12 protein-coding genes are annotated in these 15,005 nt (G+C 68.5%); 3 read left to right on the top strand and 9 right to left on the bottom strand.

The window, feature by feature from the left end; translation table 11 throughout:
* Positions 1-55 precede the first annotated feature (55 nt).
* Entirely contained in the window at positions 56-1,501 is a 1,446-nt protein-coding gene (locus AC5P5W_RS13205; protein ID WP_032962391.1) for an FAD-dependent oxidoreductase, read from the top strand.
* Here the strand turns inward: AC5P5W_RS13205 and AC5P5W_RS13200 are convergent.
* Positions 1,487-3,895: an ATP-binding protein gene (locus AC5P5W_RS13200; RefSeq protein ID WP_197574338.1), complete on the bottom strand. Its 2,409-nt coding sequence runs from the start codon at positions 3,893-3,895 to the stop codon at positions 1,487-1,489. The two genes, AC5P5W_RS13205 and AC5P5W_RS13200, sit on opposite strands and share 15 nt — an antisense overlap.
* A 166-nt stretch (positions 3,896-4,061) precedes the next feature.
* Between AC5P5W_RS13200 and AC5P5W_RS13195 the strand changes: the two genes are divergently transcribed.
* Positions 4,062-4,928, top strand: a complete 867-nt coding sequence (locus tag AC5P5W_RS13195; protein ID WP_014035467.1) for a methylglyoxal synthase — start codon at positions 4,062-4,064, stop codon at positions 4,926-4,928.
* A 325-nt stretch (positions 4,929-5,253) separates the two neighbouring features.
* Here the strand turns inward: AC5P5W_RS13195 and AC5P5W_RS13190 are convergent, their stop codons facing one another.
* The 3 genes from AC5P5W_RS13190 to ttcA are packed head-to-tail and all read right to left on the bottom strand — an operon-like array spanning position 5,254 to position 7,955.
* Positions 5,254-6,033 carry a M48 family metallopeptidase gene (locus AC5P5W_RS13190; protein ID WP_111205511.1) on the bottom strand — a complete coding sequence of 260 codons (780 nt, stop codon included), beginning with the start codon at positions 6,031-6,033 and terminating at the stop codon, positions 5,254-5,256.
* A gap of 59 nt (positions 6,034-6,092) precedes the next feature.
* On the bottom strand, positions 6,093-6,998 hold the full coding sequence (locus AC5P5W_RS13185) for a recombination-associated protein RdgC (protein WP_005411825.1): 906 nt from the start codon (positions 6,996-6,998) through the stop codon (positions 6,093-6,095).
* 36 nt (positions 6,999-7,034) lie between these two features.
* On the bottom strand, positions 7,035-7,955 hold the full coding sequence (gene ttcA / locus AC5P5W_RS13180; protein WP_032962383.1) for a tRNA 2-thiocytidine(32) synthetase TtcA: 921 nt from the start codon (positions 7,953-7,955) through the stop codon (positions 7,035-7,037).
* Positions 7,956-8,046: 91 nt separating this feature from the next.
* On the opposite strand from ttcA, the gene AC5P5W_RS13175 reads away from it, so the two are divergent.
* Entirely contained in the window at positions 8,047-8,250 is a 204-nt protein-coding gene (locus tag AC5P5W_RS13175) for a YdcH family protein (RefSeq protein ID WP_032962381.1), read from the top strand.
* A gap of 100 nt (positions 8,251-8,350) precedes the next feature.
* On the opposite strand, the gene plsB is transcribed toward AC5P5W_RS13175, so the two are convergent.
* The 5 genes from plsB to AC5P5W_RS13150 all read right to left on the bottom strand — a co-directional run bounded on the left by plsB (position 8,351) and on the right by AC5P5W_RS13150 (position 14,942).
* The gene (gene plsB, locus AC5P5W_RS13170; protein ID WP_495221194.1) at positions 8,351-10,987 is read right to left on the bottom strand and encodes a glycerol-3-phosphate 1-O-acyltransferase PlsB; all 2,637 of its coding nucleotides are present in this window, start codon (positions 10,985-10,987) and stop codon (positions 8,351-8,353) included.
* Positions 10,987-11,940 (bottom strand): hypothetical protein, encoded by a 954-nt coding sequence (locus AC5P5W_RS13165; RefSeq protein ID WP_197574339.1) that lies wholly within the window; start codon positions 11,938-11,940, stop codon positions 10,987-10,989. The genes plsB and AC5P5W_RS13165 overlap by 1 nt, the downstream gene beginning before the upstream one ends.
* Before the next feature lie 316 nt (positions 11,941-12,256).
* Positions 12,257-13,078, bottom strand: coding sequence for a S1 family peptidase (locus tag AC5P5W_RS13160; protein WP_495221192.1), 822 nt, complete (start codon positions 13,076-13,078; stop codon positions 12,257-12,259).
* Between the two features lie 218 nt (positions 13,079-13,296).
* Complete coding sequence (gene pyrF / locus AC5P5W_RS13155) at positions 13,297-14,022, bottom strand: orotidine-5'-phosphate decarboxylase (RefSeq protein ID WP_014645451.1); 726 nt, start codon at positions 14,020-14,022, stop codon at positions 13,297-13,299.
* Positions 14,019-14,942: a 5'-nucleotidase, lipoprotein e(P4) family gene (locus AC5P5W_RS13150; protein ID WP_032962372.1), complete on the bottom strand. Its 924-nt coding sequence runs from the start codon at positions 14,940-14,942 to the stop codon at positions 14,019-14,021. Before AC5P5W_RS13150 ends, pyrF begins: the two co-directional genes overlap by 4 nt.
* Positions 14,943-15,005: the final 63 nt, after the last annotated feature.

Below are 15,005 nucleotides of genomic sequence, written 5' to 3'. Positions count from 1 at the left end.
CCGGTAGTGCCGGCCGCTGGCCGGCAACGTTCCCCCTCGCATTCCAGAGCCCGCCATGAGCCGCAAGCACGCCTTCCAGTTCCTCGACCTGCCCCGCACCATGCCGCAGCGCATCCCGGTGGAACTGCGCACGTCCGGCGACTGGGGCGAGCTGTACGGAAAATTCGGCAAGGAGGACGCCCAGTACCAGGCGGGCCGCTGCCTGGACTGCGGCAACCCGTACTGCAGCTGGAAGTGCCCGGTGCACAACGCCATTCCGCAGTGGCTGCAGCTGGTGCAGGAGAACCGCATCCACGAAGCCGCCACGCTGTGCCACAGCACCAACCCGCTGCCGGAGGTGTGCGGCAGGGTCTGCCCGCAGGATCGCCTGTGCGAGGGCAGCTGCACGCTGGAGGAGTTCGGTGCGGTCACCATCGGTGCGGTGGAGAAATACATCGTCGATACCGCGCTGGCCAGCGGCTGGCGCCCTGACCTGGGCGCGGTGCAGCCGACCGGCCGCAGCGTTGCGGTGATCGGGGCCGGTCCCGCGGGCCTGGCCTGCGCCGACCGCCTGGCCCGCGCCGGCATTGCCGCGGTGGTCTATGACCGCTACGAGCAGATCGGCGGCCTGCTGCAGTTCGGCATTCCCAGCTTCAAGCTGGACAAGGACGTGATCCACCGGCGCCGCGACGTGCTGGAGGGCATGGGCGTGCAGTTCCGCCTCGGCGTGGAGATCGGCCGCGACCTCAGCGTGCAGCAGCTGCTGGACACCCACGATGCGGTGTTCATCGGTACCGGCGCCTACCGCTACACCGATGGTGGCCTCGACGGCCAGGACCTGAAGGGCGTGCTGCCGGCGCTGCCGTTCCTGGTGCAGAACAGCCGCATCGTCGGCGGCGATGACCCGAAGGGCCGGCCGATTGCCGGCTGGGAAGACACCATCGCCCTGCCCGACCTCAACGGCAAGCGGGTGGTGGTGCTCGGTGGTGGCGATACCGGCATGGACTGCGTGCGCAGCGCGGTGCGCCTCGGCGCGGCCAAGGTCACCTGCGCCTACCGGCGCGACGAAGCCAACATGCCCGGCAGCGCTCGCGAAGTGGCCAATGCGCGCGAAGAGGGCGTGCGCTTCCTGTTCAACCGCCAGCCGCTGTCGATCGAAGCCGGCGCCGACGATGAAGTGATCGGCGTGACCGTGGTCGAAACCCGGCTGGGCGAGCCCGATGCCAATGGCCGCCAGAACGCCGTGCCGATCGAAGGCAGTGAATCCCTGCTGGAAGCGGACGTGGTGATCATCGCCTTCGGCTTCTCGCCGAGCGTGCCGGCGTGGCTGGCGGACCTGGGGGTGGAAGGCCAGCCCAACGGCCGCATCGTCGCCGGGGGCAAGGACCGCCTGCCGTTCCAGACCGCGCATCCACGCCTGTTCGCCGGTGGCGACGCGGTACGCGGTGCAGACCTGGTGGTGACCGCCGTGGCCGAAGGCCGCGATGCCGCTGCCAGCATCGTCCGCCTACTGGCGCACTGAGTCCGGCAACAGCAGCTCCTCCAGCAGCGCGCGCAGTTCGCACGGCGCCACCGGCTTGGCCAGGAAATGGTCGATGCCCGCATCACGGCAGGCCTCGCGTGTGCGTTCCAGCACACTGGCAGTCAGCGCGACGATCGGCATCTGCGCACGGATGGCACAGGTATCGCCACGGATCGCCCGTGCCAGCGCGAAGCCGTCCATGTGCGGCATATGGCAGTCGGTGATGACCAGATCAAAGGGCTGCGCCTGCCAGGCCTCCCATGCCTGCTGGCCGTCGTCGCAGGCGTGTACCTGCAGCCCCAGCTCGCGCAGGCGCTGCACCAGCAACTGCAGGTTGGTCGGATGGTCTTCAACAACCAGTGCCCGCGCCGGCGGCAGCGGCCGTTGCACGGCCGTCGTGAGCACCGGTACCACCGTCGGTGCCGCACAGGCCGCCAGCACCAGTTCCAGCCATACGGTGGTTCCCTTGCCCGGCGCGCTGCGCAGGTGCAGCTGGCCCCCCATCGATGCCGCCAGCTCGCGGCAGATCGACAGGCCCAGCCCACTGCCACCAAAGCGGCGCGTGGTCGAGGTCTCGGCCTGCTCGTAGGCAGCGAATACCGCCTGTTGCCGCTCCATGCTGATGCCCACGCCCGTATCGGTCACCTGCAGGCGCAACCGCTGCCCGCCATCGCGCTGCTGCAGCACATGGGCCTGCAGCACCACGCTTCCCTGCAGAGTGAACTTGAGTGCATTACCGGCCAGGTTGAACAGGACCTGGCGCAGGCGCAGCCCATCGGCCAGCGACCACTGCTGCAGCATGGGGTCGATCTCGCTGTGCAGGTGCAGGCCGCGGCTGGCCGCGACGGGCATCAACAGCTGCTGCACCGCGCGCACCAGCGCCGCAAGATCGGTCGGCCGCAGCTGCAGTGGCGCTGGCTGCAGGCGCTGGCTGTGCAGCACATCGTCCAGGATCTGCCGCAGCATCTGCGCGGCATCACCCACGGTGGTCAGCACCTGCCGCTGGCCCGCATCCAGGTCACTGGCAGCCAATCGCTCCAGCATGCCCAGCAGGGTACTCATCGGCGTGCGGATCTGGTGGCTCATGGTCGCCAGGAAATGGCTCTTGGCCAGCGCCGCCTGCTCGGCCGCGTGGCGCGCCTCGGCCAGCGCTACTGCACGCGCCTGTGCTTCACTGACATCCAACCAGTAGCCGCTCCACTCCACGCTGCTGTCATCGCACTGCAGCGGTCGTCCCTGTGATCGGACCCAGCGCCAGCCCTGCGCCGACCGGGTGCGGAACGTAACGTCGATGGGACCGCGCACCAGCGCGGCCGCTTCGATGCACGCCATCACCCGGCTGCGGTCGTCGGCATGCACCGCGGCCAGCAGTTGCAGATGGTCGATCCGCGCAGTCTCCACGCTTACGCCGAACAACGCCTGCACGTCACCGGCGATCTGCGCCAGGCTGTAGTGGCCGGTTGCCGAACGGCGGGCCTGGTAGACCACCGCCGGCAGGTTCGCGGTGACGTCGTGCAACCGCTGCTCCAGCACGCGGCGACGCACGCTCTCGCGATGCACGCGCCAGTAGCCGAAGGCATGCAGCAGCACGAGCGCGAGCAGGATCAGCGACGCCGGCACCAGCCAGCGCAGCGCCGAACCGGTGAGCCGCGCGCGTGGCCGGTCCGGCAGCCAGGCGCTGCGGCTCGACGCGCGATGTGCATCGCTCTCCTGCAGGAGCCGCTGGTCGAAAGCAGCGACCACCTCGGCACAGGCCGGCACGGCCGCGAGTACCAGTGCATCGCCGAAGCCCGCGGGTGCCGCGATCACCACAGCATCGCCTGGCTCCGCGCGGAGCGCGGCCTCCAGTTCAGCGAGATTGGCGACCACGGCGTCGACCAGCCCGGCACGCAGCAGTGACAGCGCGTGGTCCAGCGGCGCAGGGGCCAGCAGCTGCGCCCCCGGGGCCTGCTCGGCCAGCAATGGCTCCAGCGGCAGCCGGTCCGGGCTGGCCACGCTGCGGCCACGCAGGCCCTCCAGCCCCAGCACCGCAGCGGCGCCCTCGCGCCGCACGATCACCTGCGGCACCTCCAGGTAGGCCCTGCTGGCCACCCAGCCTGTCGGCAGCTGTGCGCGCGGCCAGCCCAGCAGCACCTGGGTGCCGGCCGGCAGTGCTCCCTCGGTAAGTACCGTCGCAGGCAACGGCTTCGCATGCTGCGCCGCCTGCATGCCCAGCAGCGGCAGGTAATCCGCGGCCAGTCCCGCAACCTCGCCCTGCTGGCTGTATGACAGGGGCGGCCGGTCGGAGCGCCATGCCACCTGCAGGGGGCCCGTACAACCGGATGCAGCGGCGATGCCGGGCAGCAACAGCGATGCCATGACGGCGGCGACGGCGCGGCGGCCGGCGACATTCACGGTAGACGTCCTCATTTCGCGGGCAGGAACCACGGCCGCGCAGCGGTACCGCTGCCAGCCACGCTAGCGAGGCAGGCTTCCGCGACAATGAGAAAAATTGGAAAAGCATCCGCATCGGCGAATGCCGACATACACTGCCGCTTCTACCCGTCCTACGGAGCGCTCGATGCGTATCGGCCTGGCTGCCAACCGTCTCCATCACCACGATGCGCGCGCGGCGCTGTTCCGCTGGCTGCGTGCCAGCGAGGCAGGCCTGCGCGAACTGGGGGTGTCACTGCATGCGGTCGGGCGCACCCACGATGCAATCGAACGGCAGGGATTCCTGGCCGGCTACGGCGGCCTGCACCGGTATCCCTACGGGCGCGAGGGAGGCCTGATGAAGCTGGTGGCCGAAGTGGTCGGCATGGGGCCGGAGCGGACACTGGACGGTGCGATCTACCTGATCGACCCGGTCGATCCGTCCTCGGTGTTTCCGGAAGCAACCGCGCTCAAGCGGCAGTGCGTGATCCACGGCAAGCCGTTCATTTCAACCGTGGCCACTGCACGCGACTGGATCGAGGTGGAGCGCATCCACGCCGGGCTGGCTGCCGACACCGGTGCCGACGACCTGCATGCCTTCCAGGGGCAGACGCTGGCGCTGATCGCGCATGATGCGATGAAGCCGGCGATGCTGGCCTTCGCCGATGAACACTTCGATGTGCTGGCCCGGTTTGGCCAACGCGTTGCGACGGGCACCACCGGGCAGCGCTTGAACGAGCTGGCCTGGAGCCGGGGTTGGCCCAGCGATACGCCGTGGGTGACGCGTTACCAGAGCGGCCCGATGGGCGGCGATGCACAGATTGCCGACCGGGTGCTGGAGGGGCGCTGCCAGCGCGCGATCTTCTTCGAGGACCCGCATGTGGCACGCCAGCACGAGGCCGATATCCAGCTGCTGGAGCGCGCGGTGACGACGGTGACCGACCAGGCGGTGTGCATCACGGCGCCGCGGGTGGCGGCACGCTGGGCGGCAGCGGCGGCGTTGCGGGCGGGGTGAGGGTTTCGGCCAACGGCTGAGCCCCTCGTGGTGGGTCGTTCAAATCAGAAGCCGTGCTCTGCCGGGCGGGGTGGATTGCGCAGGGGTCGCTGCAAGTACGTCCTTGCAAGCTCGGTCGCCGCATCCATGCGGCTCACGCCCCTGCGCAACCCACCCCGCCCGGCCACGGACAGTTTCCTGTGTGCCCATCACGGAAGAAAGAAGGAAGAGCAGGAGCGGGTCGCGCGCTGCGCGCGCTTTTGTAGAGCCGAGCCATGCTCGGCTGCTGTCGATCGCGAGGGCTGGATATCCGCGCCACGCGCGTCAGCCGAGCATCGGCTCGGCTCTACAGCAGCTGGCGAAGCATCGCCTTCAGCCTGCGCCCTTCCAGCTGGAAGTAGTCGCGCTGCTCGCGCCACGCGGGGAAACGTTGTTCCACTTCGTACCAGAACGCGGGCGAATGATTCGGCTGGATCAGGTGGCAGAGTTCGTGCACCAGCACATACTCGAATGCTTCAGGGCGCCCCAGCACCAGTGCCAGGTCCAGTGCCATGCTGCCGTCCGGCGCCAGCGAGCCCCACTGCGAAGACATCACCTTCAGCCGCAGGCGGCTGGGTGCACGTGGCAGGGTGGGCAGGTACTTCGGCAGCCAGCGGCCGACATCGGCGCGGGTCTGTGCTTCGTAGAACTCGCGCAGCAGGCGGCGCAGGGTGGCATCGCCGGCACGGGTCGGCCACTGCACGCAGGCGCCGTGTTCATCGATCTCCAGCCGCGCATAGCGGCCTTCCTGCCAGCGCAGCGGCAACAGGTCGCCGCGCAGTGGCAGCACGCCGTCCTCGCCCGGCTGCAACGGGGCGGGCAGGCCCTGGCTCTGGTACTGGCGCAGCTGCAGCGCCAACCAGTCGCGGTGCTGTTCCAGGAATCGCTCGCCCATCACCAGGCTGGCCCGCGGCGGCAGCGTCAACCGTGCGCCGCGCTCGTCCACGCTCAGCTTGATCCGGCGCGCGCGCGGATCGCGCACGCGCAGCACCTCGATCTCGGCATCCTCCAGGCGCAGGCGAACGGTGTCGCGCTGCACGGTAGCGGGCGGGGTCGGGCTGATCAGGCGGCGCAGCAGACGGCTCATGCGCCCAGCATAGCGCTGCTTCGGGCCGCCGGATGACCGGCGGCCCACAGGGTGCCTGTTCAGTCAGCCTTGCTGAGCTTGAACGCTTCTTCCAGCAACAGGAACAGGCGGCGGATCTCGGCGCTCTGCAGGGCGAAGCGGGCGTCGAACTCGGCGCGGCGGCCGTCTTCGTCGGCATGCTCCAGCTGGTCCAGTGCGCCGTCGAGGAACTTCAGCTTGCGCACGATCAGGTCGTCGCCGATCACGAAGGACAGGTTGTCCTCGAAGATCAGCGCCAGCTTGGTCACCTGCTTGCCCGCGTCCAGATGCTTGTCGATCTCGTCGCAGCGCAGTTCCTGGTGCTGGCACTTGACCACGGCGCCGCCTTCCACCGGATCCTTCATCTCGCACTCTTCGCCCAGGCTCAGCCCGGTCGGCAGCGGCTCGCCGGCGATCCAGCCGGTCAGGATCGAACGCGGTGCGACTTCGGCGTTCAGCGGCATCGCCGGGAAGCTGCCGAGCAGGCCGCGGATGTCGGACATGAAGTACTCGCCGGTCTTGCGGCTGGAGGTATCCACCGCCACGTAGCCGTGCTGCAGGTCGATGAAGGCATCATTGCGCGAGGACTTCACGAAGGCGCGCGGCAGCAGTTCATGCAGCAGGTCGTCCTTCATCCGCTTGCGCTCGCGGCCACCCGGGCGGCGGCCTTCCTTCTCCTCGATCTCCTCCAGCTTGCGCTCGAGCAGGTCGTTGACCACCGCCGCCGGCAGGATCTTGTCCTCGCCGCCCACGGTCAGCCACAGGTGTTCGGCGATGCGGTGGGAGAGCAGTTCCTTCTCCTCGCGGCCGAACGGCGAGATGAAGCCGCGCGAATTCATTTCCAGCGCGCCGACCGGCTTCAGCAGGGCGTGCGGCAGCAGGGTGTCGACTTCGGAAAAATCGGTGGTGGTCGGGAAACGGAAGAACGTCAGGTTGCGAAAGAACATGGAATTCCGGATGGCGAAGAGGAAGGGCGCCCGACCTTAAACGGTGGGCGTCTCGGGATCTGCGTCGGCGTCGGCCGGGGAGCCGGCCAGCCAGGCATGGGCGTCGGGCAGCGGCGCGTCGTCGCGACGGCCCAGCGCCATGAAGTCGAACAGGGTGGTGTCGGCCAGCTGCGAGGGCCGGACTTCACCCATGGCGCGCGCGATCTGCTCGATGCGGCCCGGGTGGTCCTTTTCCCATTGCTTCAGCATCAGGCCGACCTGGCGGCGCTGCAGGTTCTCCTGGCTGCCGCACAGGTTGCAGGGAATGATCGGGAACCGGCGTGCCTGCGCGTACTCGACGATGTCACTCTCGCGCACGTAGGCCAGCGGCCGGATCACCACGTGCCTGCCGTCGTCGCTGCGCAGCTTCGGCGGCATGCCCGACAGCTTGGCGTGGTGGAACAGGTTCATGAAGAACGTGGCCACCATGTCGTCGCGGTGGTGGCCCAGCGCGATCTTGGTGAAGCCGTGGGTCTCGGCGTAGTTGTACAGCGCGCCACGACGCAGGCGCGAGCACAGCGAACACATGGTCTTGCCTTCCGGGATGACCCGGCTGACCACCGAATAGGTGTCCTGCTCGATGATGTGGTACGGCACGCCCAGGCCTGCCAGGTATTCCGGCAGCACGTGCTCGGGGAAGTCCGGCTGCTTCTGGTCCAGGTTCACCGCCACCAGCTCGAACGGCACCGGCGCCTTCTTCTGCAGCTGCAGCAGCACGTCCAGCAGGGTGTAGCTGTCCTTGCCGCCGGACAGGCACACCATGACCTTGTCGCCGGCCTCGATCATGCCGAAGTCGGCAATCGCCTCGCCGACCTGGCGGCGCAGGCGCTTGGCCAGCTTGTGCTGCTCGCGCTCGGCCACGCGCGGATCGCGGGCGGCGCGCGGTGGGGGATCGGGAAGGGAAATCACGGCACTCATGGGTTCCATTCTAACGGCTCGGAGCCGCCCCGGCCGGGGATCGGGATTCCCCTCTCCCGGCGGTCATCATCGCTGTGTATGCTCGGAGGCTGTGGACACCTACAGCCCCGCCGAGATCGTCGAGCGCCTCGTCGCCCTGCGCGCCGAGCACCGCCTGCTGGATGAACAGATCACCCGCATGGCCGCCAACGGCGAGGACGAGCTGGAGTCCAAGCGCCTGAAGCGGCGCAAGCTGCAGCTGAAGGACTGCATCGCCAGGCTGGAAAGCCTGCAGATTCCCGACGAGCCGGCCTGAGCGGTGGCCCATCCACGCATGGCGTGGACCTACTGCTTCGCCCCGGTAGATGCCAACCTTGGTTGGCATGTCGTTCGCCGGGCAGGACCCGGCGCTGCCTTCAATCCTGCGGCGCAGGCTCGTCCGGGCGGGCCGCTTCCGGGCTGACCCGTTCGATGGTGTGGCGCAGCTCACGGCCCAGGATGAACTTGGCATCCTTGGCCCAGGCATCCAGGCGCTCGTCGAACAGCAGCTTGCTGTTCTCGTCCGGCCACACCAGGCGCAGTTCGCGCAGCTTCTGGATGAAGCCACGGAACAGGGACTTGTCGAAGAACTCCGGCGCGGCCGGCGCATAGAGCAGGCTCAGCCGCTGCGCGGCCTGCTGGCACAGGCTTTCCAGCTCGGCAGCGCCGAGCACGCCGGGGCCGTTCTTCACCAGCACCGAGATGGCAATGTAATAGCGCTCGAACGCCTGCTGCAGCGAATGGCCGATCGCGCGCAGGCGGAACACCTCGTCGGTCTGCCCGGTGTTGCGCGCCAGGATGCCGCCGTCGTCATCGTTGACGTTCTGCAGCAGGCCCTCGCGCACGAACACATCGATGGTCCGGTCGATGCGCTGGGCGAACTCGTCCTCGCTCCACGGCAGGAACAGCTCGGCCTGGAGGAACGGGTACACCGTACGGCCCAGCTGGACCAGGCCGGTGCGGCTCATGCGGCGGTTGTTCTGGAAGCAGCAGGCCACCCACGACGAGGCGGTGAACAGGTGCACCACGTTGTTGCGGAAGTAGCTCAGCAGCACTGCGGTGTCGCCACTGACGCTGAGCACATCGCCCAGCGGGTGCTTGATGCGGGTGAGGACGTTGATTTCCTCGGCGTGGGCGATGATCCGCTCCGGCGAGTGCGGCGTCACCGTCACCCGGTCCGAGTACGGCATCTCGACCAGCAGGGTCTTGCACAGTTCGATCTGCGCGATCAGGTCGGCCTCGCCCATCGCGTGCTTCGGCGTGGACAGCAGGGCCAGCGCCAGCAGGTTGATCGGGTTGACGTCGGCGGCGCCATTGATGCGCACCTGGATGCGTTCGGCCAGCGTGTCCACCGTGGTCGACAGCCAGGCCGGCTTTTCGTCCTCGGACACCGCCTCGCCCTTCCACTCCGGCGCCTTCTCGGCCAGCACGTCGTTCAGCGCGATCGGCTCGCCGAAGTTCACCACCACCTGGCCGTAGTTCTGCTTGAGCACCTTGGGGATGCCCCACAGCAGCGACCAGATCGATTCCTTCTCCTTCGGCCGGCCGGACAGTTCGTCCAGGTAGCTGCCGCCTTCCATCAGCTTCTCGTAGCCGATGTAGATGGGCTGGAACAGCACCGGCTTGCGCGGCTGGCGCAGGAACGCGCGCAGCGTCATCGAGATCATGCCGCCCTTGGGCTGCAGCAGCCGGCCGGTACGCGAGCGGCCGCCTTCGACGAAGTACTCCAGCGAGTAGCCGCCGGCCACCAGCTGCGCGACGTATTCGCTGAGCACCGCCGAGTACAGCGCGTTGCCACGGATCGAGCGGCGGATGAAGAATGCACCGCCCTTGCGCAGCAGGGTGCCGACCACCGGCAGGTTCAGGTTGATGCCGGCCACGATGTGCGGCGGCACGATGCCACGGTCGTACAGCAGGTAGGACAGCAGCAGGTAGTCCATGTGGCTGCGGTGGCTGGGCACGTAGACCACTTCGTGCCCCGGCGCGGCGGCCTTGAACTTGTCCAGGTGGTGCACCAGCACGCCCGCATAGATGCGGTTCCACACGTGGCTGAGCATGAAGCTGGCCGAGCGCACTACCGGGCTGGAATAGTCCGCAGCGATTTCCCAGGCGTAGGCGTGTGCCTTCTTCCAGGCATCGGCCGGCTTTGAGTTGTCGCGCTTGGCCTGTGCGGCGATCGCTTCGCGTACCGGCTCGGCGGCCAGCACCTGGTCCACCAGCAGGCGCCGGGTCGACAGGTCGGGCCCGATCACCGATTCACGGATGCGTCGGAAGTGCGTACGCAGCACGCGCTGCAGCTTGCGCACCGTGCGCTCCGGCTCCAGGCCTTCATCCACGGTGTTGCGCAGGGAGATCGGCGGGGCGAAGCGGACGATGGTGCTGCGGCCGTTGAGCAGCACCGCCAGCAGGCGACGGAAGCGGCCGACCAGTGCCCAGTTTTCCGAGAACAGCACCGCGAACCAACCGCTCTGCTTGTCCGGGGCGCGGCCGACGAAGATCGACACCGGCACCAGGTGCACGTCCAGGTCATCGCGCACGCGGTGCGCCTGCAGGACCTTGGCCAGCGAGTCGGAGTGGGTCTTGGCGCCGCGCTGCTCGGGAATCAGCGAGTTGCTGGAGCTGCGCCGCGACAGCGCCAGGTAGGCGCGCTTGCGGCCGGTCGGGTCACCGGCCAGCGGCACCAGCGGCGACGGCAGGCCCGCCTGGCGGCAGGCCTTGTCCAGGATCAGCGCGTTGGACAGGCCGTAGTCTTCCAGCACGTACATGACCGGGCGGCCATCGTTGTACTGGCCCGGGTCTTCCGGTTCGATCTTCAGCGACAGCCACGGCTCGACCAGGCGGCCGAGCAGGCGAGCCCACAGCGGGCGGCGGCCGGCCGGACGCGCGTGCGCGGGCGGCGGTACCGGGTTCGGGCCGGTACCGGTCGAGGGGGACGCCGGCACCGTATCGGCGGGCGTCAACTGGGATTCTTCGCCGGGGAACGGCAGCGGGTTCTGTTTCGACATCGGCGCCATTATGGCTTAGGCGGCGGCGTTGCCGCTTCCCCACCTTCGGCGGGGGCGTCAGCGGCTGCCGGCGACGCAGCCGCGCGGGCCGCGTCGGCCTTGCGCAGCAGCGCGTCGGTGTCGGCCAGGGTACGGGTCAGGTACCAGTGGCCCTCGCGCCGGCTCAGTGGCAGCTGCAGGCTCATCTCGCGGCCGGCCAGGTCATAGTGCAGGCGTACCAGCGCATTGTCGCCTTCCACCGAGAGCAGCTCGCCCCGCACGCTGCGAAGCGCGTCATCCACGCCCAGCCCGTAGCTGCCAAGCACCGCCTTGAGGGTGTGGATGAACGGCGCCAGCTGCTGCAGGCTGCCCTCCATGCCAGCCGCCTGCAGGCCAGCCTCGTCATCGAAGCCGACCTTGCCGGCCGCGCCGACCAGCGCGGCGATGGTGCTGCGTGCACGGGCGCGGTCACTGATCGGCGCGCCCTGCGCCCAGACAGCAAGGGTTTCGACCAGGGCGATGTAATGGGCCTGCTGGCCGGGCGTGTAGCCCTTCTGATGGCGCAGGTACTGCACCCCGAAATTGCCCATCGACTGCGCGGCCTGGCGCACGGCGCTGGCCTGGCCGGCCAGCTGGCGGTCGAAGCTGCGCTGCAGTTCGGTGCTGGCATCGGGCTTGCGCAGCGCGGCCAGCATCGGCAGCAGCTGGTCCCCCAGCGGCAGCTCGGTCAGCGGCCACTGGCTGTGTCCCTCCGCCCAGGCCTGCTGCAGCCGCTGATACTGGCCTGGCGGTACCGACAGCTTTACGTAGCCGACCAGATCATCTTCGGCCAGGCGCAACGCCATCGCCTGCACCGCAGCCACCGGTTCGGCCGCCGGCCTGGCCGGATCGTTCACAGACTCGCGGCATGCCGCAACGGCCAGCAGCAGCATGGCCGCCAGCCCCCATCCACGCGCAGACCTTCCTCGCACCGCCACGCTCATGCACTCGGACTCCCCGGACCGGCCCGCATCTTGCGGCCTGCGACGTGACAGCGGCAAGCCGTGCGGTCACGTTTCCAACCAAGGGGGTCAGATCCCTTCTGCCGGCAGGCAGAAGGGATCTGACCCCAGAACCACCAGCGGGATAAAAAAAGAGCCCGGATCACGGGGATCACAGGCTCTTCAAACCGGCACGGGGCCGGAGGACAGTGTTGTGGCACATGTCCGGTCCGAGGACCGGATGGCGGCGATCCTACGCTGCCCTTCAAGTTAAGGCAACACTTCACGTAATACCATGTATGTATTTGATTTTATTGAATCAATCGTGCTGCCAGACGGATTCAATGAAATCTACGGCGTGTTTTTCGGCGATTCGGGCATAAATCCCCGGATAGCCGGCCAGCGCGCAGCCCTCGCCCCAGCTGACGATGCCGAACTGGGTCCAGCCCTCACGCAGGCGCAGCAGCAGCGGCCCGCCGGAGTCCCCCTGGCAGCTGTCGATGCCCTCGCGGCCGGCGCAGATCACCTTGCCGCGCGACAGTTCCCCGCCGTAGGCCTGCTGGCATTCATCGAATGCCACGAACGGCACCTGCATGGTCTGCAGCTGGGTCGGGTAGACCCGGCCATCGCCGATGTCGGTGTCGCCCCAGCCGATCACGGTGAATTCGCGGCCCGGCTTGAGATAACTGGCGTCGGGCCGCAGCCGCAGCGCCACCGGCTGTGCACCGTCCAGGGGGGCGTTGAGCTGGATCAGGGCCACGTCGTGCTCCAACGAGTTGCCGCTGTTGAATGCCGGATGGACGTGGATCGCCTTGACGTTGGAGGCGCGGGGCGAGGCTTCGGTGGACAGGGCCGCGGCGTTGCCGACGACGGCGATGCCGCCCGGCGCTTCCCCCTGCATGCAGTGCGCGGCGGTCAGCACCCACGAAGGCGAGATGAGGGTGCCCCCGCAGAAGTGGCGGTCATGATCCGAATCGCCGTCGAAGATGCCCTGGATGCTGACCATGAACGGGTACTCGCCAGCCGGCGCTGCTTCACCGCCGATGATGCGCGGTGCTTCGCGCACCTGTGGCGCAGCGAAGGCGGGTACGGCGGACGCGGCCAACAACAGGCCGATGAACAAAGAGGTGCTGCGATACATATCCCTGTACTCCTCTATCAATGGTTGGAACCGGCGCGGCCGCGGTCCGTGCCGGTGCATCGATTGGGAAGCAGGGATGAAGCCTGCAGCGCGAACGCGCGCACAGTTTCGGTGCAATGCGCTGCCTGCGACAGTCGCAGGCCAACAATTGCGAACGCCATCCCGCATGGATCGGAATGGCGTTCGTGGTGCCGGCGTGACCGGCGTCAGCGGTGGGCTCAGCGTGCAGCCAGAGCCGACGCGATTTCCTGCTGGATTGCCTGCGCAGCGGCCTGCGGATCAGCCGCCAGGCGGATCGGGCGTCCGACCACGATGGCGTCGGCGCCATCGGCGAAGGCCTGGGCCACGCCAACGGTGCGCTTCTGGTCATCGCCGACCGGACCACCGGGACGGATGCCCGGACAGACGATCGAGAACCCGCTACCGGTCGCGGCACGGATCGGTGCAGCCTCCTGGCCCGAGGCGATCACGCCATCGACGCCCGCTGCCTGGGCGGCCAACGCGCGTTCGACCACCACGTCCACCGGCTCGCGGTCGACGCCCATCTGCGCCAGATCGGCGCGCCCCATCGAGGTCAGCACGGTCACCGCCAGCAGCCGCATGTCGCTGCTGTTGGCGGCCGCGCAGGCCTCCATCATCGCCGGGTGCCAGCCATGGATGGTGGCGTAGCTGACCGGCCACTGCGACAGGCGCTTGATCACCGCCGCAGCGGTCGCCGGGATGTCGAAGAACTTCAGGTCGACGAACACGCGCTTGTCGCGGCGGGCCAGCTCATCCAGCACCTGGAAGTACTCGCCGGAGGCGAGCAGTTCCATGCCGATCTTGTAGAACGCCACGCTGTCACCAAGGCGATCGACCCAGTCCAGTGCCTGCACGCGATCAGGCACGTCCAGCGCGAAGATCAGGCGCTCATCGGCGCGCAACGGCAGCGGTGCGCGGCTCACGGGGCGTAGTCCAGGGCGGCGCGCTTGGCGTCGTGGCGGGCCTGGCGCGACTGGCTGTAGTCGTTGTTGAACTGCGCCGGCTCGAAGCCGCCGTAGGTCGGGTTCGGCAGCATCCACCAGCGCTCGCCGAACCAGTCGTGGTACTGCTGCAGCAGCGCGTCACGGCCGTCGTTGGTGTTGGCGGTCACTTCGACGAAGTCACCCAGCTGGTCGCCGAACTGCATCAGCACGCGGTACTTCTGCCCTGCCAGGCGGCGGCGGCAGTTCTTCTCGCTGCCGGCCTGCTCGCAGCCCGGCACCACCGTGCCCAGGCCAAGGAACACGCTGTCGTCGGCCACCGGCAGGCCCTGCTCGCGCAGGTTGGCCAGGGTCGCGTCCTTCAGGTGCACGGCGCGGTTGGAGATGTAGAGCAGGGTCACGCCCTTGGCATTGGCGGCCTTGGCGAAGTCGACCACGCCCGGGATCGCCTTGGCCTTCTTTTCGGCTACCCACTGGTCCCAGGTCAGTTCGTCATATTCCTTGCCGTCGCGCACCAGGCGCGCCTGGTAGGGCGAGTTGTCCAGCACGGTCTCGTCCACGTCCAGCACTACGGCCGGCTTCAGGCCCTTGGCGTCGTTGCCGCGCTCTTCCGGCACCAGCGCATCCCAGTGGGCTTCCTTCAACGCCGCATCCAGGTGGTCGGCGGCGGCGCGGTAGGTCTGCTCGGTGATCGCCCTGTACTCCTGCGCGCGCTGCATCCACAGCACTGCGTTGAGGTTGTCGTTGGCGGTGGCATCGAGCGCGCCGTCGGCCTTGGCGGCGGCAGCGGGCGCCTGCGGGGCCGCGGCTTCGGCGGCGGGCGCCTCCACGCGCTTGCAGGCGGACAGGCCCAGCGCCGCAGTGGCGAGCAGGGTCAGGGACAGGGAAACGGGACGACGCATGGATTCACCGGCAATCAGATATACCGGCGCATTTTACCGGCAAAGCCGGCCCCGGGACGGCTA

This window comes from Stenotrophomonas sp. YJH_SMC_123, assembly GCF_059368215.1.
Note: the sequence above shows the minus strand (reverse complement) of the source record. Positions and strands in the feature narration are given on the sequence as shown.